Origin of the sequence: Amycolatopsis palatopharyngis (assembly GCF_003385185.1) — a bacterium.
Lineage (GTDB): Bacteria > Actinomycetota > Actinomycetes > Mycobacteriales > Pseudonocardiaceae > Amycolatopsis > Amycolatopsis palatopharyngis.
The window spans coordinates 57,906-73,503 of record NZ_PQHZ01000006.1 but is presented as its reverse complement, the minus strand read 5'-3'; the positions used below and the strand labels follow the sequence as shown (position 1 = coordinate 73,503).

Annotated in this window: 22 protein-coding genes and 1 pseudogene; 11 read left to right on the top strand and 12 right to left on the bottom strand. The window is 68.1% G+C overall.

The genetic code is table 11. The features are described 5' to 3' along the window. The first annotated feature begins 41 nt into the window (after positions 1 to 41). The 7 genes and pseudogenes from D0C15_RS06335 (at position 42) to purU (ending at position 5,276) form a co-directional block, all read left to right on the top strand. Complete coding sequence (locus D0C15_RS06335) at positions 42 to 542, top strand: DUF2505 domain-containing protein (protein WP_116041646.1); 501 nt, start codon at positions 42 to 44, stop codon at positions 540 to 542. After that, a complete protein-coding gene (locus tag D0C15_RS06330; protein ID WP_116041644.1) occupies positions 521 to 1,345 on the top strand; it encodes a class I SAM-dependent methyltransferase in 825 nt (274 codons plus the stop codon). Before D0C15_RS06335 ends, D0C15_RS06330 begins: the two co-directional genes overlap by 22 nt. A 182-nt stretch (positions 1,346 to 1,527) precedes the next feature. After that, positions 1,528 to 2,280, top strand: coding sequence for a GNAT family N-acetyltransferase (locus tag D0C15_RS06325; protein ID WP_116041642.1), 753 nt, complete (start codon positions 1,528 to 1,530; stop codon positions 2,278 to 2,280). Between the two features lie 77 nt (positions 2,281 to 2,357). Then, the gene (locus tag D0C15_RS06320) at positions 2,358 to 3,059 is read left to right on the top strand and encodes a lysophospholipid acyltransferase family protein (RefSeq protein WP_245975601.1); all 702 of its coding nucleotides are present in this window, start codon (positions 2,358 to 2,360) and stop codon (positions 3,057 to 3,059) included. Continuing rightward, positions 3,052 to 3,837: a DedA family protein gene (locus tag D0C15_RS06315; protein ID WP_116041638.1), complete on the top strand. Its 786-nt coding sequence runs from the start codon at positions 3,052 to 3,054 to the stop codon at positions 3,835 to 3,837. The genes D0C15_RS06320 and D0C15_RS06315 overlap by 8 nt, the downstream gene beginning before the upstream one ends. Next, positions 3,734 to 4,375: pseudogene (locus tag D0C15_RS06310) on the top strand (maleylpyruvate isomerase family mycothiol-dependent enzyme); the annotation flags it as partial. The gene D0C15_RS06315 and the pseudogene D0C15_RS06310, both read left to right, overlap by 104 nt. 25 nt (positions 4,376 to 4,400) lie before the next feature. Continuing rightward, positions 4,401 to 5,276, top strand: coding sequence for a formyltetrahydrofolate deformylase (purU, locus tag D0C15_RS06305; protein ID WP_116041636.1), 876 nt, complete (start codon positions 4,401 to 4,403; stop codon positions 5,274 to 5,276). Between the two features lie 202 nt (positions 5,277 to 5,478). Here the strand turns inward: purU and D0C15_RS06300 are convergent, their stop codons facing one another. Together D0C15_RS06300 and D0C15_RS06295 are read right to left on the bottom strand one after the other, a co-directional pair. Continuing rightward, on the bottom strand, positions 5,479 to 6,489 hold the full coding sequence (locus D0C15_RS06300) for an NADP-dependent oxidoreductase (RefSeq protein ID WP_116041634.1): 1,011 nt from the start codon (positions 6,487 to 6,489) through the stop codon (positions 5,479 to 5,481). 125 nt (positions 6,490 to 6,614) lie between these two features. Continuing rightward, on the bottom strand, positions 6,615 to 7,061 hold the full coding sequence (locus D0C15_RS06295) for an SRPBCC family protein (RefSeq protein WP_116041633.1): 447 nt from the start codon (positions 7,059 to 7,061) through the stop codon (positions 6,615 to 6,617). A 150-nt stretch (positions 7,062 to 7,211) separates the two neighbouring features. On the opposite strand from D0C15_RS06295, the gene D0C15_RS06290 reads away from it, so the two are divergent. Together D0C15_RS06290 and D0C15_RS06285 are read left to right on the top strand one after the other, a co-directional pair. Continuing rightward, a complete protein-coding gene (locus D0C15_RS06290) occupies positions 7,212 to 8,051 on the top strand; it encodes a helix-turn-helix domain-containing protein (RefSeq protein WP_245975600.1) in 840 nt (279 codons plus the stop codon). A gap of 13 nt (positions 8,052 to 8,064) precedes the next feature. Then, entirely contained in the window at positions 8,065 to 8,262 is a 198-nt protein-coding gene (locus D0C15_RS06285; RefSeq protein ID WP_245975599.1) for a DUF397 domain-containing protein, read from the top strand. A gap of 57 nt (positions 8,263 to 8,319) precedes the next feature. Here the strand turns inward: D0C15_RS06285 and D0C15_RS06280 are convergent, their stop codons facing one another. The 4 genes from D0C15_RS06280 to D0C15_RS06265 form a co-directional block, all read right to left on the bottom strand. Continuing rightward, positions 8,320 to 8,874 (bottom strand): YbaK/EbsC family protein, encoded by a 555-nt coding sequence (locus D0C15_RS06280; protein WP_116041630.1) that lies wholly within the window; start codon positions 8,872 to 8,874, stop codon positions 8,320 to 8,322. Between the two features lie 180 nt (positions 8,875 to 9,054). Continuing rightward, positions 9,055 to 9,351, bottom strand: coding sequence for a DUF2516 family protein (locus tag D0C15_RS06275; RefSeq protein ID WP_091671314.1), 297 nt, complete (start codon positions 9,349 to 9,351; stop codon positions 9,055 to 9,057). 80 nt (positions 9,352 to 9,431) lie between these two features. Next, positions 9,432 to 10,148 carry a hypothetical protein gene (locus D0C15_RS06270; protein ID WP_116041838.1) on the bottom strand — a complete coding sequence of 239 codons (717 nt, stop codon included), beginning with the start codon at positions 10,146 to 10,148 and terminating at the stop codon, positions 9,432 to 9,434. Between the two features lie 5 nt (positions 10,149 to 10,153). Next, positions 10,154 to 10,573 (bottom strand): helix-turn-helix domain-containing protein, encoded by a 420-nt coding sequence (locus D0C15_RS06265; protein WP_116041837.1) that lies wholly within the window; start codon positions 10,571 to 10,573, stop codon positions 10,154 to 10,156. Positions 10,574 to 10,736: 163 nt separating this feature from the next. Between D0C15_RS06265 and tgmC the strand changes: the two genes are divergently transcribed. Next, positions 10,737 to 11,876, top strand: coding sequence for an ATP-grasp peptide maturase system methyltransferase (gene tgmC, locus D0C15_RS06260; RefSeq protein WP_116041628.1), 1,140 nt, complete (start codon positions 10,737 to 10,739; stop codon positions 11,874 to 11,876). Here tgmC and D0C15_RS06255 read toward each other — a convergent pair. The 3 genes from D0C15_RS06255 to D0C15_RS06245 are packed head-to-tail and all read right to left on the bottom strand — an operon-like array spanning position 11,812 to position 13,408. Next, positions 11,812 to 12,513 (bottom strand): AAA family ATPase, encoded by a 702-nt coding sequence (locus D0C15_RS06255; protein WP_116041626.1) that lies wholly within the window; start codon positions 12,511 to 12,513, stop codon positions 11,812 to 11,814. The two genes, tgmC and D0C15_RS06255, sit on opposite strands and share 65 nt — an antisense overlap. Before the next feature lie 15 nt (positions 12,514 to 12,528). Continuing rightward, positions 12,529 to 12,990 (bottom strand): TFIIB-type zinc ribbon-containing protein, encoded by a 462-nt coding sequence (locus D0C15_RS06250; RefSeq protein WP_116041624.1) that lies wholly within the window; start codon positions 12,988 to 12,990, stop codon positions 12,529 to 12,531. 40 nt (positions 12,991 to 13,030) lie between these two features. Beyond that, a complete protein-coding gene (locus D0C15_RS06245) occupies positions 13,031 to 13,408 on the bottom strand; it encodes a VOC family protein (protein ID WP_116041622.1) in 378 nt (125 codons plus the stop codon). A 52-nt stretch (positions 13,409 to 13,460) separates the two neighbouring features. Between D0C15_RS06245 and D0C15_RS06240 the strand changes: the two genes are divergently transcribed. Continuing rightward, positions 13,461 to 13,994 carry a CGNR zinc finger domain-containing protein gene (locus D0C15_RS06240; protein ID WP_116041620.1) on the top strand — a complete coding sequence of 178 codons (534 nt, stop codon included), beginning with the start codon at positions 13,461 to 13,463 and terminating at the stop codon, positions 13,992 to 13,994. Here the strand turns inward: D0C15_RS06240 and D0C15_RS06235 are convergent. The 3 genes from D0C15_RS06235 to D0C15_RS06225 all read right to left on the bottom strand — a co-directional run bounded on the left by D0C15_RS06235 (position 13,973) and on the right by D0C15_RS06225 (position 15,559). Then, a complete protein-coding gene (locus D0C15_RS06235) occupies positions 13,973 to 14,317 on the bottom strand; it encodes a hypothetical protein (RefSeq protein WP_211323103.1) in 345 nt (114 codons plus the stop codon). The genes D0C15_RS06240 and D0C15_RS06235 overlap by 22 nt on opposite strands. Before the next feature lie 21 nt (positions 14,318 to 14,338). Next, a complete protein-coding gene (locus D0C15_RS06230; protein ID WP_162829918.1) occupies positions 14,339 to 14,698 on the bottom strand; it encodes a hypothetical protein in 360 nt (119 codons plus the stop codon). A gap of 183 nt (positions 14,699 to 14,881) precedes the next feature. Next, on the bottom strand, positions 14,882 to 15,559 hold the full coding sequence (locus tag D0C15_RS06225) for a Crp/Fnr family transcriptional regulator (RefSeq protein WP_162829917.1): 678 nt from the start codon (positions 15,557 to 15,559) through the stop codon (positions 14,882 to 14,884). Positions 15,560 to 15,598: the final 39 nt, after the last annotated feature.

Genomic DNA, 15,598 nt, shown 5'->3' with positions numbered 1-15,598 from the left:
CGACCCATAGAGACGTTTCCCGTCAAGTACTGTCTGCGGTCATGGCATCCCGAATCGAGCACCGGGCGGAGTTCCGCGAGGGCGTCGCAGACGTGTACCTCGCGCAGTCCGACGAAGGCGCGTTACGTGCCCGCCTCGCCGAGATCGGCGGTGCGCACGCACGCCTCGACGAGCACTCCGAGACCGGCGACGGGGTGCGGTTCACGCTGGTGCAGGGCGTCAGCGCCGACCGGCTGCCGCAGGCTGTCCGCACGATCCACAAGGGTGACCTGATCGTGCACAGGGAGCAGGTCTGGCGCCGCGACGGCGAGGGCTGGACCGGAACCGCGAAGGCCACCGTGGAGGGCGTGCCGGGCGAGATCAAAGCCCGCACCGAACTGCGGGTAGGTGGCACGGGCACCGAACTGCGCAGTACCGGCGAGGTGAAGGTCCGCATCCCGCTCGTGGGCGGCAAGCTGGAACGACTGATCGGCGAGCAGGTCACGAAGCTGCTGGAGCGGGAAGCGGAGTTCACCGCGAAATGGCTCGCCGAGCGCGGGTAACCCATCTCGGCGTTCCGACTCGCGGCACCACGAACCCGAACCGGCTGCGCCGGGTGGACCGCTGGCTCACCGGGTCCGCCGAGATCGCCCGCCTGCTCGGTTCGGCACCCGATCCGCTGGTCGTGGACCTCGGGTACGGCGCGTCCCCGGTCACGACGGTCGAGCTGGCACGGAGGCTGCGCACCGTGTACCCGAAGGTGCGCGTGCTCGGTCTGGAGATCGACCCGGTGCGCGTCGCGACAGCGCTGACCGCCGCCGATCCGCCTTGGCTGGACTTTCGGCGTGGTGGGTTCGAACTGGCCGGCACGACGCCGGTTCTGGTCCGCGCGTTCAACGTGCTGCGTCAGTACGACGAGGGCGAGGTCGCAGGCGCGTGGCAGGCGATGCTGGACCGGATCGCCCCAGGCGGCCTGCTCGTGGAGGGAACATGCAACGAGATCGGCAGGCTCTGTTCCTGGGTCACGGTGACTCATGATGGTCCCCGCTCGTTGACGTTGTCCTGCAACCCATCCGCGCTCGAACGACCGTCCACTGTGGCCGAACGCCTACCCAAGGCATTGATTCACCGGAACGTGAGCGGCGAACGCATCTACGCTCTACTGTCCACTCTGGACGCCTGCTGGGCCGCGGCAGCCCCGCTGAGCCCGTTCGGCCCCCGTGCCCGCTGGGTGGAGGCCGTGCGGCTGCTGGCCGAACGCGGCTGGCCGGTGATCGGCAGGCGTAGCCGGTGGCGGCTCGGCGAACTCACCGTGCCCTGGGACACCGTGTCCCCCCTGGACACCCCGGTCGGGGACACCCCTTAGTTCTCCCGGAGATTGCCGAAAGGCCATGGCCTGCGAGTACGCCGGGCTGACAGCATCGGCACAAGCGGTGCAAGAAGGGGCCGCCGAGCGGCAACTCGGCGGCCCCGGAGAACACGAGCACCCGCGCGTCATTCGCTGATCACGAGCCCGCGCGGAGCATTTCCGGATGAACGGAGAGACCCATGTCCTCGGCAACAACGGTACCCGCGGCGCTCGCCACCGCGACATACGCGACTTCCATCGCGGCCACACCCGAGCGGGTTCGCGCCGCTCAACGCCTGCGGCACGAAGTGTTCGCCGGCGAACTCGGCGCGACCGTGCACGGCGAGACCGGCCTGGACGTAGACGAGTTCGACGACCGGTGCGATCACCTGATCATCGAGTACCTCCCCACCCAGGAGATCGTCGGCACCTACCGGCTGCTGCCGCCAGGGCGGGGCGAGGCCCTCTACTCGGAGTCGGAGTTCGACCTGTCCGCGCTGACTCCCCTGCGGCCGTCCCTGCTGGAAGCGGGCCGCTCGTGCGTGCATCCGGACCACCGCACGGGCGCGGTGATCACCCTCATGTGGTCGGCACTGGCCCGCTACGCACTGCTGTCCGGGCACAGGTACCTCGCCGGGTGCGCCTCTGTCCCGCTGACCGACGGTGGGGCTGCCGCCTCGGCGGCCCGGCAGCTCACCGAGGCCCGCCACCTTTCGCCGCCGGACCTGCGGGTGCGCCCGCACCGGCCCTGGGTCCCCGCGGTGCCAGAGCGGCGCGGGGCGAACCAGTCCATGCTGCCGCCGCTGCTACGTGGCTACCTGCGCCTCGGCGCCTGGGTCTGCGGTCCGCCCGCGCACGACCCGGAGTTCGGTGTGGCCGACTTCTTCGTACTCCTGCAGCTCAATCGCATGGACGAGCGCTACCTGCGGTACTTCCTCGGCAACGAACGATGAATCCCTATGCGGTCTGTTCACCCTGTACCCCCCGATGCGTCACCCGTTCTCGACCTCCGGTCAGCAGACTGAAGACCGTGAAACGCTGGGGGCGGCTGGTGGGGGCGCTGGCTGCCGCCGCGCCTGCCTCGGCCCACGGCGAGAAGCTGGGCGGGCACGCCCGGCGGGTACTCGACGCTCTCGACGTCGGCCTGGAAACGCCGGAGCGCCGGCTGAGTGTGCCGGGCGCCACCGGCACACTGCTCGTCGCCAACCACATCTCCTGGCTGGACATCGTCGGGCTGCTGGCCGTCGAACCCGTGGGGTTCCTCGCCAAACGCGAGGTCGCGGACTGGCCGGTGTTCGGTTCGATGGCCACCCGAACGGGCACGATCTTCCTCGATCGCGAAGCACTGCGCGCCCTTCCCGGCGGAGTGGCTCGCCTCGCGTCGCTGCTGCGCTCGGGCCGCTCGGTGGTGGTGTTCCCCGAGGGCACCACGTGGTGCTCGGCGCCGGGCGGGCAGTTCCGCAGGGCTGCGTTCCAGGCGGCACTCGACGCGGGCGCCCCGATCAGGCCACTGACGATCTCCTACCGCGAGGGCGCGGTGCCGAGCACGATCGCGGCATTAGTCGGCGACGACACCCTGGCGGCGAGCCTGCACAGGGTGGCGTCGGCTCGCGAACTCACGCTGCGGATCGACGCGCACCCCGTGCTGCTCGCGGTGGGCGACCGGCGGGCGCTCGCCGAGGCGGCCAGGGGCGCGGTGACGGGAGATCGCGGCGGGCTGACCCGTGTTTGACCTGTTGCACCAGCTGACCACGACGTTGCAGGGTGCACTGGACTCCCCGTGGTTGTGGCTCATCGTCTTCGTGGTGTCCGGCCTGGACGCACTGCTGCCGTTCATGCCGAGCGAGACGACAGTGATCACCGTTGCCGTTCTGCTCGGTCCCGATCCGGCGGGGCTCGCCATGCTCGTCCTGGTCGCCGCGACGGGTGCGTTCGCGGGAGATTGCCTCGGCTACGGGCTCGGGCGGGCGGCCGGACCACGGGCGCTGCGGCGGTTGCAGCGGGGTGAGCGTGGCCGGGAACGCTACGAGTGGGCCAGCGCGAAGGTGCAACGACACGCTCCGACGCTGGTCATCGCCGGGCGCTACCTGCCTGGCGGGCGGGTGGCCTCCGCGCTGGCCACCGGGAGCCTGCGGTTCCCGTTCGCCCGGTTCGCCGCGCTGGACGCCATCGGCGTGAGCATCTGGGCGACCTACAGCGTCGCGATCGGGTTCGCCGGAGGCGTGGGGTTCACCGGTGAACCGGTGAAGGGACTGCTGCTTGCTTTCGTGCTCGGGCTGCTCACCGTCGCGGGTATCGAGGCTGGCAGGCGGATACAGTCGGCTCGTGCAGCACGCCGACATTCTGACCGCGCTGACCGACCACAGCGACGGGCTGCGGGCCGCGGCGACCGCGGCCGGGCCGGACGCGCCGGTATCGACGTGTCCGGACTGGACTGTGCACCGGCTCGTCCGGCACGTCGCCAGGGTGCAGTCGTGGGCACGTGCGAGCCTGGCCGACCCGAGCGGTGAACGCGCCGTCGCCGGTGACCCACCCCAGGACTGGGACGCGCTGCTGGCCTGGTGGGACGAACAACGCGGGGCGCTCGTCGACGAACTCGGCGACGATCCGGACGCACCTGCTTGGCTGCCCTTCGGCGAGTACCCGCCCACCGTCGGTTCGATGGCCCGGCGGCAGGCGCACGAGGCGGCGGTGCACCGTGTGGACGCGATCATCGCGGGCAGGGGCGGCATCGGCATGGTGACGTTCGAGCCCACCTTCGCCGCTGATGGTGTCGACGAGTTCCTGACGATGCTCCTGCCGAGCAGACGGACCGAGCATCAGTTCGAGGGGTCGGTGCTCGTGCACGCCACCGACGTCGACCGGCTGTGGTCGCTGCGCCTCGAACCGGGCACCCCGCTGCGCTCCGCCGACCCCGAGCAGCCGTTCGAACCGGACCTGAGCATCACCGGCGTCGCCGACCAGCTCTACCGGGCTTTGTGGGGACGCCCGCACCGCGCGGGCATCGTTGGCGAGCGAGCATTGCTGGAGCCGCTGCACGCGCCGTGACCCGGACCAGGGATGATGGCGAACCGTGCACGCTTCAGATCGCCGCTACGTCATTACCTTCGGCTGCCCGGACCGCACCGGGATCGTCGCCCGCGTGTCCTCGTTCCTCGCCGAGGTCGGCGGGTGGATCGTCGAAGCCGCCTACCACACGGACCCGGACACCGGCTGGTTCTTCACCCGCCAGGAGGTCCGCGCCGACTCGATCCCGTTCGACGTCGAGGAGTTGCGCGCCCGGTTCGCCGGGGTCGCACGCTCGCTGGGCAGCGAGACCGACTGGCGTATCGACGACACCGGCGAGCGCCGCCGTGCCGTGATCCTGGTGTCGAAGGAGGGACACTGCCTCTACGACCTGCTCGGCCGGGTCGCAGCCGGGGAACTGGACGCGGAAGTCTGCGCCGTGATCGGAAACCACGAGAACCTCGGCGACATCACCCGCGCGCATGGCATCCCGTTCCATCACGTGCCGTTCCCCGCGGGGGACCCAGAGGGCAAGGCCGCGGCCTTCGAACAGGTGCGCAAGCTCGTCGACGAGCACGATCCGCACGCGGTGGTGCTCGCGCGGTTCATGCAGGTGCTGCCTCCCGAACTGTGTGCGGCATGGGCGGGGCGCGCAGTGAACATCCACCACAGCTTCCTGCCGTCGTTCATCGGTGCCCGGCCGTATCACCAGGCGCACAAACGCGGGGTGAAGCTGGTCGGCGCGACCTGCCACTATGTGACGGCGGACCTGGACGCGGGACCGATCATCGAGCAGGACGTGATCCGCGTGGACCACGGCGACTCGGTTCGCGACATGGTGCGCAAGGGCCGCGACATCGAGAAGGTGACGCTGGCCCGTGGCCTGCGCTGGCATCTGGAGAACCGCGTCCTGGTCCACGGCAACCGCACAGTCGTCTTCTGACCCCCTCGCACTTTCCCGGGAAAGCGCGAGCCCGAGCCCCCTCACCTCCAGGGATGGGGCGTCTGCAAGTACCACCAAGCAAGATCAACACCGTCGCTAACTACCCCCAACCGCGCTTTCCCGGGAAAGTGCGATCCCTGGGGGGCGCGCAAAAAGCGGCACTTTCCCGGGAAAGTGCCGCTTTTATGGAACGTGCGGTGATTCAGAGGCGGACGAGCATCTTGCCGGTGTTGGCGCCGTTGAGCATGTCGAGGAATGCCTGGGGCGCGTTCCGCAGCCCCTCGACCACGGTCTCCGAGTACTTGATCTTTCCGTCCTGCACCAGCGGCGCGACCTCGGCGACAAACTTCGGCTGCAGGTCGAAATGGTCGGCCACGAGCATCCCGCGCATGGTGAACCGTTTGGCGATCACCTGACCCAGATTGCGCGGCGCGGGCGTCGGCTCGGTCGCGTTGTACTGCGAGATCATCCCGCAGACCACGATCCGGCCATACAGGTTCAGCGAATCGATCGCGGCTTCCAGGTGCTCGCCTCCGACGTTGTCGAAGTACACCTCGATGCCGTCCGGCGCCGCCGCCGCGAGCTGCTCGGTGACCGGCCCGTCCTTGTAGTTGAACGCCGCGTCGTAGCCGAGTTCCTCGGTCAGGTATCGAACCTTGGCCGCCGATCCGGCACTACCGATGACCCGCTTAGCGCCCTTGAGCTTCGCGAGCTGACCGACCAGCGAGCCGACGGCGCCGGCCGCACCGGACACGAACACGGTGTCGCCCTCCCGAAATCCCGCGACGTCGAACAGTCCGGCGTAGGCAGTCAGCCCGGGCATGCCAAGCACGCTCAGGTAGGCCGACATCGGCGCCGCTTCAGTGTCGATCTTCACCGCGTGCTTGGGGTCGAGGACGGCGTGCGAACGCCAGCCGAGCTGATGCAGCACGACGTCGCCGGGAGCCAGCGAGTCCACATCGGACTCCACGACCTCGCCGACCGCACCGCCCGTCATCACCTCGCCGACCTTGTACGGCTCGGCGTAGGACTTCGCGGTGCTCATCCGTCCGCGCATATACGGGTCCACACTGAGGAACACGTTGCGTACCAGCACCTGCCCCGGACCCGGTTTCGGAACTTCGACGTCCACAATGGAGAAATTTTCCAAGGTGGGCTCACCGTACGGGCGGTCCGCGAGCCGAATCTCCGTTGCCTGATCGGATGAAGTCAAGGCACCTGCTCCTGTCGTCGTGCGGGAGTGACGCACAACACGTCACTCCCGAAAGCAACCCCGGGAATGTGGCGGATATTCCCGCTGCGCTTCCCTCTGCGGTTCAGTAACGACCGTGTCTGTTGTTACGCCTCTTCGCGCGCGATGTCGTCGAGGTTGGTCAGCACGCCGTTGTAGATCCGCTTGAGCCCGCCCGGCGCGAAGGTCTTCTCGAAGAAGCCGCCGATCCCGCCCGCTCCGTCCCACGAGGTCTCGATCCGCACCATGCAGCCCGCACCGAGCTCGCGGATCGTCCAGGTCGTGACCATGCTGGAGTTCGCGTCGGTCTCCACCAGCATCCCCGGCTCCGGCTCGCTGACCGTGGCGGCGATGTCACGCACTCGCTTGGACGTGGCCTGCAGCTTCCACTTGGCGACGGTGCCCGCGCCCTTGCCGCCCTCGGTCACCTCGAAGTCGCGAAACTGCTCGGTGAGGATTTTCGGCCTGGTGTCGGTGTAGTCGGCGACGAGCGCGCGCACCTTCTCCGGTGATGCGTCGATCGAGCGTTCCGCTGTGGCCGTGACCTTGCCCATGACTCTCCCTGTCTGTGGTCGATTCCGCCAGCACTCACGATTCCACTCGTCGGCATCGGCTGACCGACCGCCCCTTGCCAGTCGAGAGTCTCGACTGTCCGCCTCTCGTCCTACTATCCGTGTCCACATGGTTTCGAGGGGTGATAGCCGGTGGGGTATCCACGCAAGCCGAACTTCCGTATGCGCCTGCTCGGCCGGACCCTGCGACGGCTGCGAGAGCAGAGCCGGATGACGCAGGAGGAGGTCGCCGCGCGGATGCGGTTCTCGACGGCGAAGATGAGCAGGCTGGAGCAGGGGCAGCTGCCGAACTACCACGAGTTCCTCGCCATGCTCGACCTCTACGGCGTGCTCGTCTCCGACTACGACGAGTACGTCCGCATGTTCGACCGCGCAAGGGAACGCGGCTGGTGGCACGCATACGGACTGGACGACAAAGGCTTCGTCAGCCTGGAAGCCGAGGCCAGCGAGGTGCGGAACTACGAACTGGGCTACATCCCCGGGCTACTGCAGACCGAGACGTACATGCGCGGCAGCTTCGTCGGCGCACGCCTCCCCTTACCCCGAGACAAGTTGGAGAACGAGGTCGCTGTGCGACTCCGTCGCCAACATCGGCTCACCAAAGAACCCCTGCTCATGCTGCACGCCATCGTGGACGAGTCCGTGTTGTGGCGGCCGATTCCAGACGCGAAGGGCTTCCGCGCCCAACTGCGTTTCCTGATCGAGCGAGCACAACTGCCCACAATCACCCTGCAAGTCGTTCCCCGCACGGTAGCCGCTCACCCTGGCCGCGCGGGGAGCTTCGTGATCCTGCGCTTCCCGGTTCCCGACGAGCCGGAGATTGGCTACGTCGAGCACGGGTTCGGCTCGTTCCAGACAGAGAAGGCCAGCGAGGTCCGCGCTGCTAGGCTCACTTTTCAGCACCTGGAAGGCCTGGCGCTGGATCAGACCGATTCCCTGGCGCTGATCGAGCGCGTAGCGGGCCAGATCTGACCGAGGAGCCGCCGTGCCCGCGCACATCATCTGGCGCAGAAGTAGCTACAGCGACAGCGAAGGCCAGGGCGGGAACTGCGTCGAGGTGGCTTTCGCCGAGACTAACGTCGGTATCCGGGACAGTAAGTCTCCCGATTCCGGGGCACTGCTGGTCTCGTTGGCGGCCTGGCGACGGTTTCTCGCCACGCAACTGCCAACTCGGGCCTCCTGAACTGCCAAGTCAGCCTTCGGAACTGCAAAGTCGGGCCCTGGAACTGCAAAGTCGGGGTCAGCCGACGGGCTTGGCCAGGTCCTCGATGATCTCGGCGCCGGGGAGGGCGGCCAGCTGGGCGCCGGTGACCAGGAGTTTGCTGCCACGGATGCCGCTGCCGATGATCAACTCGGGCGACTCGGCGACGGCCTTGTCCACCAGGATCGGCCAGCCTTCGGGCAGGCCGATAGGGGTGATGCCGCCGTACTCCATCCCGGTCAGCTCGACGGCCTCGGCCATCGGCGCGAAGGAGGCCTTGCGGACGTCGAGCCTGCGCTTGATCACGTTGTTCACGTCCGCACGCGTCGTGGCCAGGACCATCGCCGCCGCATACCGCACCTCGCCCGCGCGCTTGCCCGCGACGACCACGCAGTTGGCGGAGGCGGTCAGCGGGGAGGAGTAGGCGGCGCAGAACTCCGCGGTGTCCGCGAGTTCCGGATCGATGGCCGCGACCCCGACGCTCTCGGCTTCGGGAAGGGCGGCAAGCGCCTTGGCGACGGGCTCGGCCAGCAGCTCACTGCGCTGCGCTGCCGACTCAACGTTCAGGGTTCCGGCGATGGTCCAGGTACTCACGCCCCGAGCCTAACCCCCGTCCAGGGATGGAGCGTCTGCAAGTACCACCGAGCAAGATCAGAAACGCCACTAACCGCTACCAAAGCCGCTCAGCTTGGTAGCGGTTAGTGACGAAGTCGATCTTGCTTGGGGGTACTTGCAGACGCTCCAAGCCCCCACCTCGGGAGGTGAGGGGAGCAGCTACCAGTTCTGGCCGCCACGCTGGACTTCGATGAGTTTGGGGCGGACGTCGACGATGTAGACCAGCGAGGCGATCAGGCCGGCAAGCCAGAAGATCATCCCCGGGCCGAAGAAGCCGAACAGCGCCATCGCCACGGTGGAACCACCGGTGATGGCCAGCCAGATCGGCTTGGTCTTGCGGTCTGCGGCTGCGTAAGCGTCCGCGCGCTGCGTCAGGGCGTGCGCGAACGCGAAAAGGCCGGCGAGTACACCTGCCCAGCTGATGACCGTGACGATCAGATACGCGGGATACGGCACGTCCCCAGCCTACGGCAATCCGGATGAACGCCTCGGGCCCCGGCACCTGTGCAGGTGCCGGGGCCCGGAGGGGAACCGTCTTACTTGGTGCTCTTCGAGCTGGTGCCGGTGCTCTTCTTCGCCGCACCCGAGCCGTTCGACGTGCTCGAGGTGCCCGACGCCGAAGTGCTCGACCGGCGGGTGGTGCTCGCCGTACGCGGCGCGGTCTTGTTCGCGGCCTTGCGGCTCACGCTGCGCGTCTCCGAGGCCAGATCGTCACCGGCCTCCTCGACCTTCTCCGCCACCTCGCCCGCGACCTCCTTGACGGTGCGCGCGGTCTTCTCGCCGGTGGAACGGGTGCGCTTGGTGACCAGCGCCAGCACCTCGTCCACCCGACCACGGGTGTCCGACGCCACGTCCTCGGCCCGGTCCTGCGCGGTGGCCAGCGCCTCCTCGAGCTGCTCAAGGGCCCGCTTCACCTGCGGCTGCGCCACGAGCTTGTCCCAAGCCTGCTCGCCGGACTCGGCCAGCTTGTTGTACAGCTTCAGGGCGGCGTCGGTGTACTCGTCGATCGCCTTGCGCAGCTCGGCCGGGTCCAGCTTCCCGCGCAGGCTCTCCACGTCCGACGGAAGCTCCTCGATGTTCTTCCTGGCGGTCTCGCTGCCCTCGGTGACCCGCTCGCGGGTCTTGTTCACGGCGTCGACGACGGCCTGGCTGGCCAGGTTGCCCGCACCGAGCGCGGCGAGCATCGAGGTGCGAACCTGGTCCAGGGCAGAGTTCACCTGGTTGCGAGCCTTGTCGTTCTTCGGATCGGTCATGATCATCACTCCTGGGGTGCGGCGGTCTCGGCGGACCGCTCGATGCTGGTGGTCGTGCTGTTGCTTTGCGCTGCCTTGGCAGCGACGTTCTCTCGCCGGAAAGACTCGTAGACGTCGAGCAGGACCTGCTTCTGCCGCTCGGTCAGTTCGACATCAGCACGGACCGCGTCGGGCACCGGTCCGCCGGTCGGCAGGTCCAGAATTCCGGCCTGCACATAGAGGGCCTCGGCCGAAATCCGTAGTCCTTTGGCGATCTGCTGCAGGATCTCCGCGCTGGGTTTGCGCACCCCGCGCTCGATCTGACTCAGGTACGGATTCGACACACCAGCCAGTTTGGACAGTTGACGCAGCGAAATCTTCGCGCTGCTGCGCTGCTGCCGGATGTACTCGCCGATGTCCCGTCCGAGGTCGGTGACCTTGTCGATCGGGCCGTGCGGATCTGCGGCTCCGCTGCCGTTAGTGCCTGGATCCGTCACCTGCGTCACCTCCTCGCGACACCATCAACGGTACGCACAGGTGCTAGCAATTGCAAGCACCTTGCTTGCAACTATCGAGTGTGTTGTCGCTCACCAGGACTAGGCTTGGCGGATGTCCCTCTTAAGCCGGAAGCGGCGGCTGGTCGCCACCCTCCGCGCCGATCGGGCACTTCATGATCCACAGTGGATCGACGCTTTCGCGGAGGTGCCCAGGCACCTCTTCCTGCGCCGGTACTTCGTGCAGACCGGATACCGATGGCTGGCCGTGGAACAGGGCGACGCAGGCTGGATCGACCGCATCTACGCGGACACGGTGCTGGTGACCCAGCTCGACGACGACCCTGATTCATGGGTGCGCGCGCGACGCGAAGGACCGGTGATCGGAACGCCGACCAGTTCGTCCAGCATGCCGGGAATCATGGCGATCATGCTCGAGGAGCTCCGGGTGACCGACGCGGACCGGGTACTCGAAATCGGCACCGGCACCGGATACAACGCAGCGCTGCTCTGCCATCGGCTCGGCGACTCAAATGTCTCCACTGTGGACATCGACTCGACGCTGATCGCCAAGGCCCGTGCCGCACTCGCCGAGTGCGGCTACCACCCGTACTGCCTGCTCGACGACGGTGAACTCGGCTGTCCGGAAAATGCTCCCTACGACCGAATACTCGGAACCTGTGCCGTGTCGAGGATTCCGCCCGAATGGCTTGAGCAGACCAGAGCGGGTGGGCTCGTCGTCACCACGCTGAACCGGCCGATCGGTGCGGGACTCGTGCGCATCACCGCCGGGCATGGCGCGACCGGCACCGGCCGGGTGCTGGCCAGGGACGGCCGCTTCATGCCGATGCGCGCGCACCGATTACCGCCTATCCCCGAACTGCCCGAAGACGAGATGACGGAGCCGGGGCAGCCGACCAGCCTTTCGGTGACCGGCCTACTCACCCCGCCCAGTAGGTTCGAGTTCTTCGCGGGACTCGAACTGCCGGAGGTCTGCTCGCTGCACGGAGACGGGCCAGGTATCACCTGGCTCGCGCACCCCGACGGCTCCTGGGCTCGGCAGATCGACACGAGCGAAGGGTTTCTCGTGTGGCAGGGCGGACCCCAGCGCCTGTGGGACCGGGTCGAGGACGCACACGCGCGCTGGTTGGAGCTGGGTCAGCCGGAACGCTCGGACTTCGGCATCACGATCAACCGGGACCTGCAGGAATTCTGGCTGGAGTCGCCGGAGAGTGATCTGCGCTGGCCGTGGTGACCCCGGCGTCGGCGAGACCGTCGAGCACCCAGTCCCTGGCGACCGCGACCGCCTCGCCAAGGCTTGCATGGGTGGTGTCGAACAACCGCACGGGTGGCCGAAGGGATGCGGCCTCGGCGCGCAGCCAGTCGTTGAACTCGAGCATCTCCTCGATCCGCTCCGGCGACCACTCCCGCCAGGCAGGCCGCGCCCGCAGCCGCCGGTCCAGCGCCTCGGGTTCGGCGACCAGTGCCAGATAACGGATCTCGCTGAAGAACACCCGCTCCGGCAACGGTTCGAACTCGGGCGGAACCACGGTGCCGCAAAGCACGACGGGGCGGCCGTTCTGCTGGATCATCCCGGCCATCCGCAGCCAGGTGGAGCGGAACGCCGGATGACCGTCGACGTCCTCACGCAGTGCGCCGGTCCACAGCACGTCCTGTTCCAGCACCACGACGTGCTCGGCCAGCACCCGCGCCAGTTCGGGACCCACCGTGGATTTGCCCGCACCGCTCGGCCCGGTGAGCGCGAACATCGGCAGCCGCAGGAACGGCCGCCGATGCCCGCACACCTGGCAGACAAGCACCGGCTCGGGCTCTGCGACGACAGGCACCTCGGCCCGGTCGCCGCAGCCCGCACAGATCTTCAGATCGAGCATGCGCGCGAGAAGACCTCAGTCGAAGAGGTTCTCGAGGAAGCTGCGCTTACGACGAGGGTGACCGCCGTGTCCGCCGTGTCCGCCACCGTAGGGGCGTGGGGAGTCGCCGTAGCCCCCGTGTCCGCCCCGGTACGGCTTCGGCGAGTCCTTGTACCCGCCGCGCCCACCCCGGTAGGGCTTGGGTGAATCCTTGTAGCCACCGCCGTAGGGCCGCGGCGAGTCGGGCCTGCCGTAATGCCCTCCGGGCGCTGGCGCCCCCTGATACCCGGGTGGCGGCATCGGTGCACCACCCGCATACGGCGGCGGAGCGGCCTGCGCGTAGTAAGCGTTCTCGGCACCGACGATCTGTTCCAGCTCACCACGATCGAGGAAGATGCCGCGGCACCCCTCGCACTGCTCGATGTGGATGCCGTTCTTGTCGACGGTCTTCAGCACGTTCTGGCATTTCGGGCAGATCACGTATCTCAGCCTACGCATATTTCGATCCGCGGCGAGACCCAAGTCACTCGAATCGCCCTCAGCAGGCACAGAGGCAGAACGGGTGCCCTGCCGGGTCGCCGTAGACCTTGAACGACTCCGGGTTCAGGTCCAGCTCACGAGCGCCGAGACGCAACGCTCGCTCGTGCCCTGCGGCAAGATCCTCCACGGTCAGGTCTAAATGGAACTGCTGGGGACGCCGCACCGAGGGCCACTCGGGCGCCTGGTAGTCCGCCACGCGCTGGAACTCGATCGAAGGGCCGCCTGCCGGGTTGGCGAGGGTCATCCAGTCGCCGTCGCCCTTGGCGGCGGGCCATTCGAGCAGTTCCGCGTAGAACGCGGCGAGCGCTGCGGGGTCGGGGCAGTCGAGAACCACGGAGCCGAAGGTGGGAACCGCGGTCTTCACGGGTGCGGTCATGGGTACTCTCCCTCTCGTAGCTAACCAGTGAACAAAGTATGTTGGTTAGCGAATGAGTGCGCAACCCTCGTTGACCTACAGTGGAGATGTGGCGGCAGAGCCTGCGGACATCACCCTCGTGCTCGATTTCCTGAACACCCTGGACGTCGAGGACGACGTCGATGTGCTGCGCGAATCCGGAACCTGGCGGCAATGGGCGCAGGATCGTGGCCTGCGCGCGGGAGCACTGACGGCCGGGGTGCAGGCACGGGACGCGTTACGAGCGGCCGTCGGCGACCCGGCCGCCAGGCAGGAGCGAGTCAGGACCGCGATCCAGATCGAGTTGACGGGCGCGGGCCCGGAACTGACCTCCACCGACGCGGTCGGCGCGGTGCTGGCCGCCGCCGCTCGCCTCAACGTCCTTGGCGAGTGGGAACGGATGAAGATCTGCCCCGCCGACGACTGCAGGTGGGCGTTCTTCGACCACTCCCGCAACCGCTCCCGCACGTGGTGCTCGATGCAGGTGTGCGGCAACAGGGAGAAGGCTCGCGCCTGGCGTGAGCGCGCGGCCGCCGAGCAGGCAGGTCAGGGCGCGGCGATCGAATAGGCGATCAGGAACGGCACCGCGTACACCACGGCCCCGATTCCCAGGCCGGGCCAAGGCAGACGCGAACGGCCTGCGGCGATGACGGCGTAGACCACGGCGGACACGATCGCGAGTACCCATCCGGCCCACGGCAACCAGAACACGACCTGTTGCCCGTCGACCGAGCAGACGAAACGCCCGTGACTTCCACCGCACCCGGCGCTGGCCCCTACGAACAACACCCCGGAAACGATCGAGACGACCGCCCCGGCCAGCGCGACGACCCCCACGGTGATGGCGTAGCCGACCCGGTGTCCTGTCCAGTTCGGGTGCCGGTCGGGCATCGTTGTCACCGCTTTCATCGTTCAGGACACGGCGATCGAATAGGCGACAGCAAAGCCCACGGCATATGCTGCCGCACCGCTCCACAGGCTGGAGAACGGCGACCGGCCGGCCCGGATCGCGCTCCGGCCGAGGATCAGCGAGAGCACGATCGCGATCACCCAGGCCGCCCACGGCACCCAGATCCCCAGTTGCTCACCTGCAGTAGTGCAGACGAAGCCGGAATCTCCGTGGCCGCAGATGGCGCGGCCCATGGAGACCGTGAACGCGAGCGCCGCGTTGATCACCACGCCGAGCAGGGACAGCCCGACCAGCGCGGCGGTGAAGCCGAGCCAGCGGCGCATCGGCGGCGGGAGCGGGCGGTCGTCAGATGGCGTTGTCATCGCCGGTCACGCTACGGCCCGGCGCGCCCCAGGACGAGCGGGAAACTACTCATATCCCACTAGTCCGACGCAGAGCACTGGCACGCAACCAGCGTCTCCAGGCGCAGACACGACTGCACGCCGATGAGCGGTTGTCGGCTGGTCGAGCATCCGCGGTGGTGATGGATCGTGGGATCGGCGTGGTCACCTGAGTTCGTGGCTGGCGCGATGCGCGAGCAGTTCCGGCGCGAGGATCACGACGGCTCCCGGTTCGACCCGGACAAGACCGTCCGCGGCGAGCGTCCGGAGTGCGCGGTTGACCGAGACCCTGGTCGCCCCGATCGCCTCGGCCAGTCCGTGTTGGGCTCCAGGCAATACGATTCTGGTGCCTGTGTGACCGGCGGCGCGTAGGAGCCAGGCGGCGGTGCGGGTGGTGGTGTCGGCGAAGCTGGCGAGCACTAGGCCGTCCTGCTGGTCGCGCAGGCGTTGGGCGAGATGGGCCAGGACGTGGCGGCGTGCGGCGGGGACATCGTCGATGACGGCCAGCACGTCGCCCGCGGGCACGAGCCGCACCTGCGAGCGGATGGCCGCCAACCAGGTCGCGGTGTGTCCGCCCGCGTCGAGCACCGCAGCCTTGTCGACCGCACATGGCGCGGGAAACTCGCCCAGCCGCAGCCGTCGGCCATTGGCGGTGTCGAAAGTGGCGGTCAGCGTGCCGGACTCGACGACGATCAGATGGCTCGCGGGCTGCCCGCGCAGGGCCACCACGTGGCCGGTATCCACGATGCGCACCGTCGACCCGGCGGCCAGCCGGGCAAGGCGCTTGCCGTCGAGTGTCGCGAACAGTGGCACAGCCGCGAGGGTGTCGAGGTCGGGGACCATGAATGGCAGTATCACCCGATACAGCGCCGAACCCATTGA

Coding starts and splice junctions, on each gene's coding strand:
- D0C15_RS06235 (WP_211323103.1), bottom strand. CDS start 14,317: ATGCCCGACCGGCACCCGAACTGGACAGGACACCGGGTCGGCTACGCC.
- tgmC (WP_116041628.1), top strand. CDS start 10,737: ATGTCCCTCTTAAGCCGGAAGCGGCGGCTGGTCGCCACCCTCCGCGCC.
- D0C15_RS06225 (WP_162829917.1), bottom strand. CDS start 15,559: ATGGTCCCCGACCTCGACACCCTCGCGGCTGTGCCACTGTTCGCGACA.
- D0C15_RS06250 (WP_116041624.1), bottom strand. CDS start 12,990: ATGCGTAGGCTGAGATACGTGATCTGCCCGAAATGCCAGAACGTGCTG.
- D0C15_RS06325 (WP_116041642.1), top strand. CDS start 1,528: ATGTCCTCGGCAACAACGGTACCCGCGGCGCTCGCCACCGCGACATAC.
- D0C15_RS06295 (WP_116041633.1), bottom strand. CDS start 7,061: ATGGGCAAGGTCACGGCCACAGCGGAACGCTCGATCGACGCATCACCG.
- D0C15_RS06230 (WP_162829918.1), bottom strand. CDS start 14,698: ATGACAACGCCATCTGACGACCGCCCGCTCCCGCCGCCGATGCGCCGC.
- D0C15_RS06240 (WP_116041620.1), top strand. CDS start 13,461: ATGAGTGCGCAACCCTCGTTGACCTACAGTGGAGATGTGGCGGCAGAG.
- D0C15_RS06245 (WP_116041622.1), bottom strand. CDS start 13,408: ATGACCGCACCCGTGAAGACCGCGGTTCCCACCTTCGGCTCCGTGGTT.
- D0C15_RS06330 (WP_116041644.1), top strand. CDS start 521: ATGGCTCGCCGAGCGCGGGTAACCCATCTCGGCGTTCCGACTCGCGGC.
- D0C15_RS06270 (WP_116041838.1), bottom strand. CDS start 10,148: ATGACCGATCCGAAGAACGACAAGGCTCGCAACCAGGTGAACTCTGCC.
- D0C15_RS06255 (WP_116041626.1), bottom strand. CDS start 12,513: ATGCTCGATCTGAAGATCTGTGCGGGCTGCGGCGACCGGGCCGAGGTG.
- D0C15_RS06335 (WP_116041646.1), top strand. CDS start 42: ATGGCATCCCGAATCGAGCACCGGGCGGAGTTCCGCGAGGGCGTCGCA.